This is a genomic window from Azospirillum sp. ST 5-10 (genome assembly GCF_051225715.1).
In the GTDB taxonomy this organism is placed as follows: domain Bacteria; phylum Pseudomonadota; class Alphaproteobacteria; order Azospirillales; family Azospirillaceae; genus Azospirillum.
In genome coordinates, this window is sequence record NZ_JBPJSP010000012.1 from 158,443 (window position 1) to 173,651 (window position 15,209).

Annotated in this window: 11 protein-coding genes; all 11 read left to right on the forward strand. The window is 67.7% G+C overall.

The genetic code is table 11. The features are described from left to right. Positions 1–19 precede the first annotated feature (19 nt). The gene (locus ACSBPG_RS15715; RefSeq protein WP_435538125.1) at positions 20–298 is read left to right on the forward strand and encodes a sarcosine oxidase subunit delta; all 279 of its coding nucleotides are present in this window, start codon (positions 20–22) and stop codon (positions 296–298) included. Next, positions 295–3,285 carry a sarcosine oxidase subunit alpha family protein gene (locus ACSBPG_RS15720; RefSeq protein WP_435538126.1) on the forward strand — a complete coding sequence of 997 codons (2,991 nt, stop codon included), beginning with the start codon at positions 295–297 and terminating at the stop codon, positions 3,283–3,285. The genes ACSBPG_RS15715 and ACSBPG_RS15720 overlap by 4 nt, the downstream gene beginning before the upstream one ends. Continuing rightward, a complete protein-coding gene (locus ACSBPG_RS15725) occupies positions 3,272–3,979 on the forward strand; it encodes a sarcosine oxidase subunit gamma (RefSeq protein WP_435538127.1) in 708 nt (235 codons plus the stop codon). Before ACSBPG_RS15720 ends, ACSBPG_RS15725 begins: the two co-directional genes overlap by 14 nt. Positions 3,980–4,196: 217 nt before the next feature. Then, a complete protein-coding gene (locus tag ACSBPG_RS15730; protein ID WP_435538128.1) occupies positions 4,197–5,177 on the forward strand; it encodes a TAXI family TRAP transporter solute-binding subunit in 981 nt (326 codons plus the stop codon). Beyond that, positions 5,174–5,731 carry a DUF1850 domain-containing protein gene (locus ACSBPG_RS15735; protein ID WP_435538129.1) on the forward strand — a complete coding sequence of 186 codons (558 nt, stop codon included), beginning with the start codon at positions 5,174–5,176 and terminating at the stop codon, positions 5,729–5,731. The genes ACSBPG_RS15730 and ACSBPG_RS15735 overlap by 4 nt, the downstream gene beginning before the upstream one ends. Continuing rightward, positions 5,728–7,968: a TRAP transporter permease gene (locus ACSBPG_RS15740; RefSeq protein ID WP_435538130.1), complete on the forward strand. Its 2,241-nt coding sequence runs from the start codon at positions 5,728–5,730 to the stop codon at positions 7,966–7,968. The genes ACSBPG_RS15735 and ACSBPG_RS15740 overlap by 4 nt, the downstream gene beginning before the upstream one ends. A gap of 306 nt (positions 7,969–8,274) precedes the next feature. Then, positions 8,275–8,769: a very short patch repair endonuclease gene (locus ACSBPG_RS15745; protein ID WP_435538131.1), complete on the forward strand. Its 495-nt coding sequence runs from the start codon at positions 8,275–8,277 to the stop codon at positions 8,767–8,769. 29 nt (positions 8,770–8,798) lie between these two features. Beyond that, positions 8,799–9,863 carry a DNA cytosine methyltransferase gene (locus ACSBPG_RS15750; RefSeq protein WP_435538132.1) on the forward strand — a complete coding sequence of 355 codons (1,065 nt, stop codon included), beginning with the start codon at positions 8,799–8,801 and terminating at the stop codon, positions 9,861–9,863. Further along, entirely contained in the window at positions 9,860–12,877 is a 3,018-nt protein-coding gene (locus tag ACSBPG_RS15755; RefSeq protein ID WP_435538133.1) for an ATP-dependent helicase, read from the forward strand. The genes ACSBPG_RS15750 and ACSBPG_RS15755 overlap by 4 nt, the downstream gene beginning before the upstream one ends. Before the next feature lie 70 nt (positions 12,878–12,947). Further along, positions 12,948–14,456: an ATP-dependent nuclease gene (locus tag ACSBPG_RS15760; RefSeq protein WP_435538134.1), complete on the forward strand. Its 1,509-nt coding sequence runs from the start codon at positions 12,948–12,950 to the stop codon at positions 14,454–14,456. A gap of 395 nt (positions 14,457–14,851) precedes the next feature. Then, entirely contained in the window at positions 14,852–15,022 is a 171-nt protein-coding gene (locus ACSBPG_RS15765) for a hypothetical protein (RefSeq protein WP_435538135.1), read from the forward strand. The last annotated feature ends 187 nt before the right edge of the window (positions 15,023–15,209 follow it).

The following is a 15,209-nucleotide window of genomic DNA, read 5'->3' on the forward strand; positions in this document are numbered from 1 at the left end:
AAGGAGCCGGTTCGCACCCATGCGCATCCGCTGTCCCCATTGCGGCGAGCGTGACGGCCGGGAGTTCACCTACCGCGGCGACGCCACGGTGCGGCGCCCCGACGGGACCGGCGCCGATCCGGCGGACATGGCCGCCATGGCCGCCATGACCGCCTACGTCCACCAGCGGACCAACCCGGCCGGGGAGCACCGCGAGCTGTGGTACCACACGCCGTGCCGCACCTGGGTGCGGGTGACCCGCGACACCCGCACGCACGCCGTCCTCGACAGCGCCCCCGCGGCGGAGGCGACGCCATGACCGCCGGCGCGTTCCGCACCGCGGCGGGCGGCCAGGTCGACCGCGAGCGGCCGCTCGGCTTCCGCTTCGACGGCCGCAGCTACAGCGGGCTGGCCGGCGACACGCTCGCCTCGGCCCTGCTCGCCAACGGCGTGCGGCTGGTCGGCCGCTCCTTCAAGTACCACCGCCCGCGCGGCGTCCTCGGCGCCGGGCCGGAGGAGCCCAACGCGCTGGTGGAGCTGGGCGGCGGCGCCCGCCGCGAGCCCAACACCCGGGCCACCGTCGTGGAGCTGTGCGAGGGGCTGGAGGCGGCGAGCCAGAACCGCTGGCCGTCCCTGCGCCTCGACGCCATGGCGGCGACCGGCCGGCTGGGCAGCCTGTTTTCCGCCGGCTTCTACTACAAGACCTTCATGTGGCCGGCGTCCTTCTGGGAGCGGGTGTACGAGCCGCTGATCCGCCGCGCCGCCGGGCTGGGCCGGGCGGCGGGGGCGGCGGACCCCGACCGCTACGAGCAGGCCACGCTGTTCTGCGACGTGCTGGTGATCGGCGGCGGCCCGGCCGGGCTGGCGGCGGCCCTGGCCGCCGGCCGGGCCGGCGCGCGGGTGGTGCTGTGCGAGGAGGATTTCCGCCTCGGCGGGCGCCTGCTGGGCGAGCGGCGGGAGGTCGCCGGCCTGCCCGGCGCCGACTGGGCGGCGCTGGCGGCGGCGGAGCTGGCCGGCCTGCCCGACGTCCGCGTGATGCCCCGTACGTCCGTCTTCGGCGTCTACGATCATGGCACATACGGGGCGGTGGAGCGGGTGGCGGCGGCGGCCGTCCCGGCGCCCTGGCAGCCCCGGCAGCGGCTGTGGCGCATCGTCGCCCGGCGCGCCGTGCTGGCGGCGGGCGCGCTGGAACGGCCGGCCCTGTTCGCCGGCAACGACGTGCCCGGAGTCATGCTGGCCGGCGCCGTACGCACGTACATCCACCGCTTCGGCGTGCTGCCCGGCCGCCAGGCCGTGGTCTACACCAGCAACGACGACGGCTGGCGCACGGCGGCCGACCTGCTGGCGGCCGGGGCGGCGGTCGCCGCCGTCGTCGACCCGCGCCCGACGGTGGACGCGGCGGTGGCGGCGCCGGCCCACGCCGCCGGCGTGCCGGTGATGACCGGCGCCGTCGTCACCGGCACGCGCGGCGGGCAGGCCCTGCGCGGCGTCGAGGTGACCGGCGGCGACGGCCGCCGCACCACCGTCGCGGCCGACCTGCTGGCGGTCGCCAACGGCTGGAACCCGGCGGTGCACCTGACCTGCCATCACGGCGGCAGGCCGGTGTGGGACGAGGGGACGGCGATGTTCCTGCCCGGCACCCCGCCGCCCGGCATGACCGTCGCCGGCGCCGCCGCCGGGCGGCTGACCCTGGCCGAGGCCCTGGCCGACGGCATGGCGCTGGGCGCCGCGGCGGCGGCCGAGTGCGGCTTCCGCGCGGCGGCGCCCGCGGTGCCGGCCACCGATCCGGAGACCGCCGGTCCGGAGACCACCGCCGGCGCCCCGGTGTGGCGGGCGACCGGCCGCGGCAAGGCCTTCGTCGACCTGCAGAACGACGTCACCGCCGACGACGTCGCGCTCGCCCACCGCGAGGGCTACCGGGCGGTGGAGCTCCTGAAGCGCTACACCACGCTCGGCATGGCCACCGACCAGGGCAAGACCTCCAACGTCCCGGCCATCGGCCTGATGGCGGCGCTGACCGGCGCCCCCATGGGGCAGGTCGGCACCACCGTCTTCCGCCCGCCCTACACGCCCGTCTCCCTGGGGGCGCTCGCCGGGCCGCACCGCGGCCGCGACTTCCGCCCGGCCCGCCTGACGCCGACCCACGCGCTGGCGGCGGAGCGGGGCGCGGTGTTCGTCGAGGCCGGGGCGTGGCTGCGCGCCCAGTACTTCCCGCTTCCCGGGGAGGACCATTGGCGCCAGACCGTCGACCGCGAGGTGGCGACGGTGCGGCGGGCGGCCGGCGTGTGCGACGTCTCCACCCTCGGCAAGATCGACGTCCAGGGGCGCGACGCCGCCCGCTTCCTCGACCGGGTCTACGCCAACACCCTGTCGACCCTGGCGGTGGGGCGGGTGCGCTACGGGCTGATGCTGCGCGAGGACGGCCACGTCTTCGACGACGGCACCGTGGCGCGGCTGGGCGAGACCCACTTCCTCCTCACCACCACCACCGCCCACGCCGCCGCGGTGCTGGAGCATCTCGACCACTGCGCCCAGGTGCTGTGGCCGGACCTCGACGTCCGCCTGGTGCCGGTGACGGAGCGCTGGGCCCAGCTCGCCGTCGCCGGGCCGCGGTCGCGGGCGGTGGTGCAGGCGGTGGTCGACCCCGGGACCGACCTGTCCGACACGGCCCTCCCCCACATGGCGGTGATCCCGGTGACCGTCGGCGGCGGCGTGCCGGCGCGGCTGTTCCGCGTGTCCTACTCCGGCGAGCTCGCCTACGAGCTGGCGGTGCCCGCCGACCTCGGCGGGGCCGCCATGCGGGCGGTGCTCGCCGCCGGGGAGCCGTTCGGCCTCGTCCCCTACGGCACCGAGGCGATGGGGGTGATGCGCATCGAGAAGGGACACATCGCCGGCGGCGAGATGGACGGCCGCACCACCGCCGCCGACCTCGGGCTGGGGCGCCTGCTCGCCCCGGGCAAGGACTTCGTCGGCCGCGTCCTGGCCGGCCGGCCCGGCCTCACCGACCCCGAGCGGCCGCGGCTGGCCGGCTTCCGGCCCATCGACCCGGCCGCCCGGCTGACCGCCGGCGCCGCCCTCCTCGCGCTTGGCGCCGAGGCGACGGCGGCGAACGGCCAGGGCTGGATGACCTCGGCCGCCCACTCGCCCACGCTCGGCCACATGATCGGGCTCGGCCTGATCCGCCGCGGGCCGGAGCGCCACGGCGAGCGCGTCCGCGCCGTCGACCTGGTGCGCGGCCTCGACGTGGAGGTGGAGATCGTCGACCCCGTGTTCATCGATCCGGAGGGCCGCCGTGTCCGTTCCTGACGCCTCCCCTGCCGCTGCCCTCGTCCCTGCATGGCGCCCCGCCGGGCCGTGGGACGGCCTCCTGCGGCCGGGCCGCCTGGGCAACCCCGAGGGGCGCCCGGGCCTCGTCGTGCGGCCGGCCGAGCCGGCGGCGGCGGCCACGCTCACCGCACCGGCCGACGGGGTGGCGGACCTCGCCGCCGCCCTGGCCGCCCGCCACGGCGTCGACCTGCCGCTGACGCCGCGCCGCGCCCGCGGGCCGGGCATCGCCGTGCAGTGGGCCGGGCCGCGGCAGTGGCTCGCCACCGGCGACGACGCCGGGCTCACCGCCCGGCTTGCCGCCTCGCTGGCCGGGACGGCGGCGGTCGTCGACCAGGGCGGCGCCCGCGCGGCGCTGCTGCTGGCGGGCCCGGCGGTGCGCGACGTGCTGGCGAAGGGCTGCGTGATCGACCTGGACGCGCGGCTGTTTCGCCCCGCCGAGGTGGCGCTCACCCAGGTGGCGCACATGGCGGTGCACCTCGTCCGCAGCGACGACGGCGCCGCCTTCGAGCTGTCGGTCGGCCGCAGCCTCGCCGGCAGCCTGTGGCGCTGGCTGGTCACCGCGGCCGAGGAGCACGGCCTCCTGGTGCCGGCCGACGGCCTCCCTCTCCCGCCCCGGGAGAGGGAAGGGACCCGACCGCAGGTCGGGAAGGGTGAGGGCGCTGCGGTTGCGTGAGACCCTCACCCTCCCCGCGGCGGTGCCGCGGGTCCCCTCCCTCTCCCAGGACGGGAGAGGGCGAGGGAGCCCCGGAGGAGATTTCGCTTGCCCTGACGGCCGGTTGACGGAAGGATTCCCGGCGGACGCACAAGTCCCGCCGGCTGGTGGTCCACCGGACCGCCCCCATCGCCTCACCAATGGATTCGCCAAGAGATAAGGGAACGGGAGACAACCAATGCTGACGAGACGCACGGCCGTCGCAACCATTCTCGCCACGGGCGTCATGATCGCCACGGCGCTGCCGGCGGCGGCGCAGAACCGGATCTTCTTCGGGATCGCGACCGGCGGCACCGGCGGCACCTACTACCCGCTGGGCGGCATGCTGGCCCAGCTCATCTCCAACAAGGCGACCGTCGACGGCAAGAAGATCACCGCCACGGCGGAGACCGGCAACGCCTCGGTGGCCAACGCCCAGCTCCTCGGCAAGGGCGAGATCGAGAGCGCCTTCATCGCCGCCGACATCCTCGACGCCGCCTACCACGGCAAGGCGCAGTTCAAGGACGGCGCCCTGACCAACGTCCGGGCGCTCGGCGCCCTCTATCCGGAGACCGTGCAGCTCATCGTGCGGGCCGACGGCCCGATCAAGAGCTTCAAGGACCTCAAGGGCCATTCCGTCTCGTCCGGCTCGCCGGGGTCGGGGCAGTGGCAGCTCCTGGGCGACCTCCTGGAAGCGCACGGCATGAAGCGGGAGGACGTGAAGGAGGACTACTCCTCGTTCGCCCAGTCCGTGGACAAGATCCGCGACGGCAACCTCGACGCCTCGCTGATCACCGCCGGCATGCCGACCAGCGCCGTCACCGACCTGGCGCAGGGCCATCCCGTGCGCATCGTGCCGCTGTCGGGTCCCGAGATCGCCACCCTGAAGCAGAAGCAGCCCTACTACGCGTCGGTCACCGTTCCCGCCGACACCTACAAGGGCCAGACCGAGGCCACCGAGACGCTCGCGGTCATGGCGATCTGGGCCACCCACGCCGAGCTGCCCGACGACGTCGCCTACGAGGTGACCAAGGCGCTCTACGAGAACACCGCCATCATGTCGCAGGTGCACAGCCAGGGGAAGAACATCACCCCGCAGACGGCCCTGCAGTCGGTGTCGGTGCCGGTGCATCCCGGTGCCGAGAAGTACTACAAGGAAAAGGGCATCACCAAGCCGTGACCGGCACGGCTGCGGTGATGGCCGCGGCGGGGGCGGCGCTGCTGACGGCGGCATCGGCACCGGCGTTCGCCGGGCCGGTGCCGGCCGCGGCGGCCTGCCGCCCCACCCTGGTGATCCGCGACGCGCGCGCCGGCGACGAGCTGGCGCGTGTTGCGTTGGACCCCGCCGCCCCCGCCTTCGCCACCGCCTACCGCCACTCGGTGATGAAGGAAACCGTGACCGACGACTACCGCGTGGTGGACGGCCGGATCGTCCTGGTGCGCGAGCGCTTCGCCGGCTCCGGCTACGGCCTGGCCCAGGGGCCGGAAGGCCCGGGCGAACGGCTGGTGACCGGGCCCGACGGCACGCGCGTGCTGACCCTGGCCCGGCCCATCGACCGGCTGGTGATCCGCGCCTCCGCCGCCGCCGGCAACCGCATCACCGCACCCGAGGCGGTCGACCTCGCCCGCTGGGGCGACGGCCCGCGCGAGCTTGCCGTGGACGCCTGCGCGGATCATGATCCCGCCACCGCCGACACCCCCGACACCTCCAGACAGGGAACGACGACGCCTTGACCACGCCGCCGACCACGCCCGCGCGCCACGACGACGACGCGCCCCTCACCGAGGCCCAGATCCAGGACCTGGTGGAGGAATACGATCCGGAATCGAACTTCCGGCGGGTGGTGGGGTTCGGCGCCCTGGTCATCACGGTGCTGTCGGTGGCGCTGTCGAGCTGGCACCTCTACACCGCCGGCTTCGGCCTGCTGAACGAGATCGCCCACCGCGCCACCCACCTCGCCACCGTGCTGGCCCTGGTGTTCCTGGTGTTCCCGCGGCAGAAGCACGCCCGCCCGGCGGCGGACTGGCTGGTCTCCATCGGCTTCGCCGCCTTCTACCTCTACATCGGCTGGGACCTGGTGCAGGCCATGCCGGCCACCGCCGCCGGCGAGGGCTGGGTGTTCTTCGCCGGCATCGCCGTCTTGAGCCTGCTCAGCCTGCCCATCGGCAGCCGGGGGTCCGGCCCGCACGCCCACATCCCCGTGCGCGACTGGGTGTTCGCGGCGGCCGCGTCCAGCTTCTCGCTGTACCTGCTGCTCAACTTCGACAACGTCTTCATCGCCCGCGTCGGCCAGCCAATCCCGGTGGACTACATGATGGGCGTGGTCGCCATCGTCATGGTGACCGAGGCGACGCGGCGCACCATGGGCCTGTTCCTGCCCATCCTCGGCATCGCCTGCCTGCTCTACGGCATGCTCGGGCCCTGGCTGCCGGGGATGCTGGCCCACCGCGGCTACACCATCACCCGCATCGTCAACCATCTCTACCTCGGGACCGAGGGCATCTACGGCATCCCGGTGGGCGTGGTGGCGACCTACGTCTACCACTTCGTGCTGTTCGGCGTGCTGGCCCAGGCGACCGGGCTGGGGCAGATCTTCATCGACCTGGCGACCATCGTCGCCGGGCGCTATTCCGGCGGGCCGGCCAAGGTGTCGGTGGTGTCGTCCGGCCTGTTCGGCATGATCTCCGGCTCGGCCATCGCCAACACGGTGACCACCGGGGCGCTGACCATCCCGATGATGAAGCGGGTGGGCTTCTCCAGCCGCTTCGCCGCGGCGACCGAGGCCGCCTCGTCGTGCGGCGGCCAGATCACCCCGCCGATCATGGGCGCCTCGGCCTTCGTCATGGCCGAGACGCTGGGCATCCCCTACACCGACCTGATCGCCGTCGCCATCGTGCCGGCGATCATGCACTACCTCGCCATCCTGCTGATGGTGCACCTGGAGGCGCGGCGCCTCGGCCTGTCGGGCATGACGGCCGCCGACATCCCGCGCATCGGCCAGGTCTTCGCCCGGGGCTGGCACCTGCTGATCCCGCTGGTGGTCATGGTGGCGCTGCTGCTGATGCGCTACACGCCGTTCCTGGCCGCCTTCTGGGGCATCATCCTGACCATCCTGTGCTCCTACATCCCGCTGCTGCTGCGCCCGCTCGGCGTGACCGGCATGACCGGCACGGCGATGACGCCCAAGGCGCTGGTCGAGGGGTTCGAGTTCGGCGCCAAGTACGCGCTGGGCATCGGCGCCGCCTGCGCCTGCGTCGGCTTCATCCTCGGCATCACCACCTTGACCGGCGTCGGCTTCAAGTTCTCCGCCGCGGTGTTCTCCGCCTCCGGCGGCCTGGCCGAGGCGGTGAAGGCCTTCGACCTGCTGAACCTCATCGACCTGAAACAGCTCACCGTCTTCTTCGGGCTGATCCTGACGGCGATCGCCTGCATCATCATGGGCACGGGCATCCCGACGACGCCCAGCTACATCATCCTCGCCGCCATCGTCGCCCCGGCGCTGGCGATGCTCGACGTGCCGCTGCTCGCCACGCACTTCTTCGTCTTCTATTTCGGCGTGCTGGCCGACGTGACGCCGCCGGTGGCGCTGGCCGCCTTCGCCGCCGCCGGCATCGCCGGCTCGGAGCCGATGCGCACGGGCATGACGGCCTTCCGCCTGTCGATGGGCAAGGCGACGGTGCCGTTCATGTTCGTCTACGCGCCGAGCCTGCTGTTCATCGACTTCGCCTGGGACCGCTTCACCGTCGCCTTCACCTCCGGCGTGCTCGGCATCGTCGCGCTCGGCGCCGCCTTCACCGGCTGGTTCGGCCGCCCCCTGGACACCGCCAGCAAGCTCGCCCTGATGGTCGCCGGCACCTGCCTGATCTTCAACAACTGGTGGCTGATCGCGCTGGGCGCCGTGGTCACCCTGGCGCTGCTGACCTGGCACGGCACGGCGGAGCGGCGGATGGTGCGGCGGGTGGCGGGGTAAGGGGCGCGCGCCGACCCGCGGCGTGGCGGCCCCATGTCCTGCGCGCCGTGGCCGGTCTGGGGTTGATGGACGGGCAGACGGCTGGCGGTCGAGAGGTCGATTGGCGGATTTCGGACGGGGGTCGGCTTTGCGCCAGGAGCGGATAATTGGACCTTCCTCAAAACCTGAGGTCCGGGTTGGGTGAACGCCGCGTCGCGATCTGTCAAGCACGATTGAGGCAGCATCCGTGCACATAATCTCAACCCCCGATTTGTCTGGATCGTCGCCGGGCTCGCCAGGATCACGGGGATCTGGTATCGATTAGTGATGGTTGATCGCCTTGAGCCAGGGAAGCGCAGTTGGAATATGAGCCGGGTGAGGTCCGCCCACACCCGGCCGGAACTGGCTGTGCGCCGACTGCTGCATGGATTGGGCTACCGTTTTCGGCTGCACGTGAGGGGGCTGCCGGGCAAACCGGACTTGGTATTCCCTGGGAGAAAGGCCGTGATCTTTGTTCACGGCTGCTTCTGGCATCGGCATGCTGGCTGCGCACGAGCGAGCATGCCTTCAACGCGACCTGAGTTCTGGCGCGAGAAATTTGAAACCAACCGCCGCCGCGATATGCTGGTGATGACTTCGCTCCGGGGCGAAGGGTGGCGCGTGCATGTGGTTTGGGAGTGTGAAATTAAGGATAGGCTGACACTGTTGGAACGGCTGCAAGCTTTTCTTGGACCGCCGGGGAACGGGAAGAAACCCCAATGCTGGGCCGTCACGTCGACAGACTCTGACATTTGCAGCGTTCCCACTATTAATTTATGCTGAAGCGGAACGTCGGGGTGTGAGTAACCGTGATGGTCGAGAGTGAGATCCGCGGTGGGCGACGCTGGCGCACCGCTGTTGATCTGTATAGCGGGTCAGGGGCTGTTACAGCTGCGCTGAAACGGCGCCGCTTTCGTGTCGTGGCCGCAGTAGATTCTGATCCGGTGGCTTGCCGCACCTACCGTCTTAACCACCCGCGGATCCGAATGATCCAGGACGACATTCGTCGTGTCGATCCGGCAGATATCCGCGAGCGGGACCTAGGCGGTAAAGATTTGGACCTGCTTGTTGTCTGCGCTCCATGCCAGCCGTTCAGCAGCCAAAATCGCAAGCGAGGCCACGACGATCGTTCCCAACTCATTCTGCAGGCCGGTCGCTTCGCCGAGGTGCTGAAGCCTCGGCTCATTTTTTTCGAAAATGTGCCGGGGTTGGCCGCACATGCCAGCCTCTTGGCTGAACTGCGGGAAGCCCTAGGACCACAGTATGTGCTGGGCGAACCTCAACGGATCGACGCCGCCGACTACGGCGTGCCGCAGCGGCGGGTACGGTGTATTATGCTGGCGGCACGGGGGGTAGCGCCTCCGGAATTACCGCCGCCTATCACGCCCAAGGGAAAACGGGTCAGCGTTCAGCAAGCGATCGGGCATCTCCGAAGCTTAAAAGCCGGAGAGAAAGATGCCGACGATGTCCTGCATGCCGCTAGGCACCATCAAGAGATCGCCCTACGGCGTCTTGCCGCCATACCGAAAAATGGCGGCAGCCGCTCGTCACTTCCTCCGGAGTTGGAGTTGGCCTGCCACGTGGGCGTGGGTAAGCAGAAGTTCTCGGATGTCTACGGGCGGATGCGTTGGAACGATGTCGCCCCAACTCTGACGACTGGCTGCACCGATATCACACGCGGGCGTTTTGCCCATCCCGAGGATGATCGGGCGATTACGCCCCGCGAGGCGTCGCTGCTTCAGACGTTTCCGCCAGACTATCGGTTCACGGGAACCTCGTCAGACATTCAGACGCAAATCGGCAATGCTGTGCCGGTGAAATTGGTTGAAGCGCTCGTGCCGACCTTCCGGTTGGCGTTCGCCGAGGGTGTGCGGTGATTACCCCGACCCCCGCCCAACAAGAGGCCATCGAGCACTCCGGCGGCAATTTGCTGATCGTTGCGTGTGCGGGAAGCGGCAAAACCGAGACCATCTCGCGCCGCATCGCTGGTCTGGTGGGTCTCGGGACAGCGAAGAGCTCTATCGTTGCCTTCACCTTCACGGAACATGCTGCGGCCGAGCTCAAGGCCCGCATCCGCGGCCATCTTGAAGAACTGGTCCCGGAGGAACCGTCGCTCGGTGACATGTACGTAGGCACCATTCACTCCTTCTGTCTGCGCGTGCTTAAGGAAAACTGGCCCCAGTTCCGGAATTGGGAGGTGATGGACGAGGTCCGTCAGGCCGCGTTGATCTCAACCAATTTCACGCGTTGGGAGGACTCAGGCCGAGGCCTGGGGCTCGATCGGCTCAGGTCGGAAACGCGGACCAGGACTTATTGGGAGACCGTCAGGCGCTTCACCACGACGCTGAACGTAATGCACCAGAAGGGGCTCCGGCCACAGGACCTCGACGATCCGCGTTTGGCGGACGCCGTGCTGCGCTACCAAGCGCTCGCATACGACCGGCCTAACTTCTTCGTGGATTTCAATCGAATCATCGATCAGCTGCTCGAGCTTCTGAAGTCGGACTCGACTGCTCTCGGTCGTCTGCGCGAAAAGTTCACCCACATCGTCGTCGATGAGTACCAGGATGTCGATGATCGGCAGGAGGAACTGATCAGACTGCTCTCCGATGGCGGCCGGTCGGCTTCGGTGACCGCCGTGGGAGACGACGACCAAGCGCTTTACGGGTTTCGTGGGGCGAGTGTACGCAACATCCTTACCTTCGCGAGACGCTATCCCCAGGTGCATCGGGTAGATATGGGGGAGAACTTCCGCTGCACCCACGCCATCGTGGAAATCGCCGACCACGCCATTCGGCAGGTATCGGAACGGCTGGACAAGGAGATGTCGGCACGGTACCGGGAGCCGGGGACGGGTGCGGTTGTGGAGCGTCTGGCGCAACCTGGGGACATCCAGATGGCGACGTTCCCCAACGAGGAGGCAGAAGCCTCTTGGGTGGCCGACCGCATTGAGCAGCTCCGTGGCGTGATCTTCGAGCAGAAGGACGGAAGCCGCCGCGCCCTGGACTACGCCGACATGGCCGTGCTGCTCCGCAGCGTGAAGACTGCTGGCAACACATTTGCCCGGGTGCTGCGCGGACGGGGCATCCCCGCAGTGGTGAGTGGGACTCGCGGCCTTTTCAATAACGACGAGGTCCGGCTCATCCATGCCTCCTTCTGTCTCCTGGCGCGCGCCGACTACGCTATGCCAGACGATGACGGTCAGCTCCGCATCTTGAACACGATCGAGACCCGCGATTTCGTCCGCGAGTGCATCGAGCGGCTCCGCGTCCGCCATATGCCGACCGCTTCCTCGACGCGCTTTCTGGGATGGATCGGTGCGAAGCTCGAAGAGCTCGATCGGCGCAGCCTTAAGCGCGAGCTTCGGGGACGGCTCGCAAAGCGGATCTATCCGCAGGACATCTTCCAAGAAATGCTCAAGGAGCTGGGCAGCCAGGAGGCGGAGTGGACGACCGATGCCCTGTTCAATCTGGGCGCCTTCAGTTCGCTGCTCACCCAGTTCGAGGCTGTCCACCAATGGGTGACGCCGGCCAACCTCAAGGGTTTGTGCCTGTTCCTGGGAAATTGGGCCGCCAGCAACGCCGATGAGGGCGGTTTGGACGAGGTTGTTCGGCTCAACTCTGTTCAGATCATGACGGTCCACGCGGCTAAAGGGCTGGAATGGCCCGTCGTCTTTCTGCCGCGGGTCTCAAGCTCAAACTTCCCGAGTAGCCGGCGCAACCAGGGGCCGGAAACCTTTCTGTCGGCACAGATTTTTGATCCGGCGGAGTACGCTGGCGGTGACGATGGGGAGCGGCGGCTCTGGTACGTCGCTCTGACTCGCTCAGCCAAGTTCCTCAATATTTCGTCACTGGATCGGCCGCGCAAACGGCCGACCGAATATTTACGCGAGATCCATCACGATGCCGTCCGACGGGACGGGACGGACCCCACCGCGCGTGAGCGGGGCGACCCGCGTCCTCCCGACGACGCTGAGATGCTGCCCACTACGTTCTCCGACCTGACCTATTGGTGGCGGTGTCCGTACGAATACCGCCTGCGTTCGCTGATGGGGTTCGGACCGGGGGTCGGAGAGCAGTACGGCTACGGCCAACAGCTCCACAATATACTGGCCGAAATCCACGATCGCGCACGTCAGGGACGAGTTCCCAGCCTCCCTGATGTCGAGCAGCTCGTGAATGAGCGCTTCCACCTGAGATACACACAAGGCCCGCCGCTGGATGCCCTCAGGGAGGCCGCCAAGCGGGCACTGCTCAGGTACGTGCGCGAGAACGCCGATGCGCTCGCCCGTACCTACGCCGTCGAAAAGCCATTCGAATTCATAGATCGCGCCAGTGGTGCCATGATCACAGGACAGGTCGATCTGCTGGAACGCGTTGAGGACGCCGCCACGGCCTATCCGCGCCGGGAGCCGGTCGGAATCGTGGACTTCAAGGCGCACAGAATTATGAAAGTCGAGGAATTCACTGATCTGCGGCGTCAAGCTGAGCGCCAACTGCGGCTTTACGCGAGCGCGGTTCGATATGCCTTTCCATATGACCCAGCCGTTGCCACCGCCCAGCTTGTGACGCCCTACGCACCAACGAGCGAGTTGGCAGCGCACGGGGTGAGCGACCGTATCCTGGTGGATGTCTCCGAGGCCAGCCAGAGGGAAGCATTGGAGGAGGTGCGGAACGCCGTTTCTGGGATCAAGAAGAGTCTCAAGACGCAGCATTTTTCATGCACAGGACCAGTCAACGGCTGGTGCAAAAACTGCGATTTTCGGACCTTCTGTCCAGGCTTCGTCCAGTGGCGCGACCGTAACAAGAACACGCCGCCACCTCTCGATCCGGCGGCCAAGCGGGAAGCCGAGGTTGACCTCGTCATGGAGGAAGAAGGTGCCAGGTCGTAGGCTCAGCCATAACGAGGAGCGACTCTGCGAGTTCTGGGATCGTCCGCCAGCTCAATTCGACAGACCCCTATTGCGCCAACTGCGCCTCGAAGGTGGTCCGGGCCTGCGCGGCCTGACCAGCCTCGTCATGCCGTTTCCCTATCCCCTCACCGTCATCTGTGGCCGTAATGGCGTGGGAAAATCCACCGTACTCGCGCTTACTGCGCTGTCCGCACGGCCGCCGGCGGACTGGGGGGTTTATTGGGGCAATACGCGGCCCAGGACGCGTCCCGACACACGCCTACGCTACGAGTTCGGTGACTTCTTCCATCGGCAGCGCGGCGTGCCGAAGCCCAACGGGCTGCGCCTGACCTGGGTGCTGATGGACCGCGGCAACGAACTCGAAATTATCGATCAGATGGAGGGTGGCAGATGGGTGAGCGTTGCCGATGCCGGTCGGCATCGGCGGCCGGGTAACCGGCCCGTGCGGGAAATTGACTACATACCGATGTCGCGCATCTTGCCGGCATCGGAGTTCGGTGTTCTGCGCGCCGCGTTCAACGGCGAGGCGCTCGACCGTACAGAGACGCTTGACGGTTCGTCGCTCACCAAACTCTCTTACATTATGGGCCGCCACTACGAACGCGCAGAAATTCGGTATGTCCGCGGGTTGGGACTGTCCGCCTGCACCGCGGGAGCTGACTACTCTGGCTTCGACATGGGCAGCGGCGAGAACTCCCTAATCGTTCTGCTTTCTCGGCTACAGGCCGCCCGCCGCGGGAGCCTTTTGGTCATAGAGGAGATCGAACTGGGGCTCCATCCCGAGGCGCAGGAGCGTCTGATGCAGGTTCTGATCAGTTGCTGCCTCGAAAGGAAGGTACAGATTGTCTGCACGACGCACTCTGAAGTAGTGATCGACGCTGTGCCTCGGCGTGCTCGCGTGCTGCTGCGTCGGAACGGGGCGGAGCATGAGGCTCTTGACAATGTGAGCACTCGTTTTGCGGTCCACGAGATGATGGGCCGCCTACAACCCGAGCTGATGGTCTACACCGAAGACACCTTCGCCGGGCTGATGGTCGAGGAGAGCTTGGCGGGGCCGCAGCGGGCGCGTATCAGCGTGCACGATGTCGGCAGCAACGTTACACTAGCACGCCAAGCCGTTGCCCACCTGCGGATGGCCCCGCAGCTGCGTGCACTCAGTACCTTCGACGGGGATTGCACAGAAGCACAGGTGAACCGCTGGATTGCGGAAGAAAGTGCCGAAAGAGACCTGAGGCCGGAATGGCTGATACTCCCTGGAGACGGATTGGCGCCGGAGCGCTGGCTGGTGCGTGAGCTCGCTGCAGAGGCCTATCGGGATGCACTCGGTCGCGAACTGAATTGCACACCAGCTATCGCCGCCGGTCATATTCAGGCAATGCAGGTTCAGCTCGACCATCACGACTGCGGCCATGTGCTCGCGCAACGTACTGGACTAAAGCCCGCTGCAGCGCGACGGTCGGCTGTGCGGGCGGTTGCACGTAGCCATCCAGCTCTGCAGCCTCTCCGCGACAGAATTATTAGATTACTTGAACATGCGGAACCGCTCACGGAAGTGTAGTGTAGCGCTCCTAGAAGGCACAGGCGCCTTTGGCAAGCAGGATTTTAGAATGCCCCATGCTGGCTGCGCTTGATTACTTATAATAAGATCGCCTTAGCCATATGGAAATTGCCACGATTCTTGCGAGAACCGGAGTTATTCTAGCAAAGCGGGTATTAGATAGGTCCGTATGAGCGGGGTCGAGCACCGCGGTGACTAGGCGCTGACAAGCGGATTTCGCAAATAGCCGAGAATGGGCAACGGCGGCTGCTGACCCGGAGTAAGCCCCTTCAACCCGCTGTCTTCTATCTTTGATTGTGTGCATCATCAAATTTGCGCTTTCCTATGATTTCAGCGCGACGGGGCGCCGTAAAGATGGTATGGCTTGTGTCGTCAGGCCGCCTATGGAGAAAATGATGACAAAGGAAGAGCGCGAGCTTTTGATTTTTTTGTCTACTTTTGTTAGAACTCAAAGAGCGTACGCTGTCACAGAAAAGAATGGCGAACTGATCGGTACCGCCGCCGCCGAAGTCAGAAAGTTTGACCATCTGGTTGATGCTGTTAGGAGGCAGGCTGAATCTGCGTAGGGAAACGTGGAGGCGAAGCCCACGAACTCGCTCTTATTCTTCCTACTGCTTCACAAGCGGCTTACTCCGCTCTTGACCCATTGCGGACATTTGTTAGGTGCGCTCGCTTCGTAATTGCTCACGGGGTTGGCGCGAGCTGTTGTTCAGGCGATAGCGAAGTCGCCGTCGATGAGGCTGCGGACAGCGG

Coding starts and splice junctions, on each gene's coding strand:
- ACSBPG_RS15715 (WP_435538125.1), top strand. CDS start 20: ATGCGCATCCGCTGTCCCCATTGCGGCGAGCGTGACGGCCGGGAGTTC.
- ACSBPG_RS15720 (WP_435538126.1), top strand. CDS start 295: ATGACCGCCGGCGCGTTCCGCACCGCGGCGGGCGGCCAGGTCGACCGC.
- ACSBPG_RS15730 (WP_435538128.1), top strand. CDS start 4,197: ATGCTGACGAGACGCACGGCCGTCGCAACCATTCTCGCCACGGGCGTC.
- ACSBPG_RS15745 (WP_435538131.1), top strand. CDS start 8,275: ATGGTTGATCGCCTTGAGCCAGGGAAGCGCAGTTGGAATATGAGCCGG.
- ACSBPG_RS15750 (WP_435538132.1), top strand. CDS start 8,799: ATGGTCGAGAGTGAGATCCGCGGTGGGCGACGCTGGCGCACCGCTGTT.
- ACSBPG_RS15765 (WP_435538135.1), top strand. CDS start 14,852: ATGACAAAGGAAGAGCGCGAGCTTTTGATTTTTTTGTCTACTTTTGTT.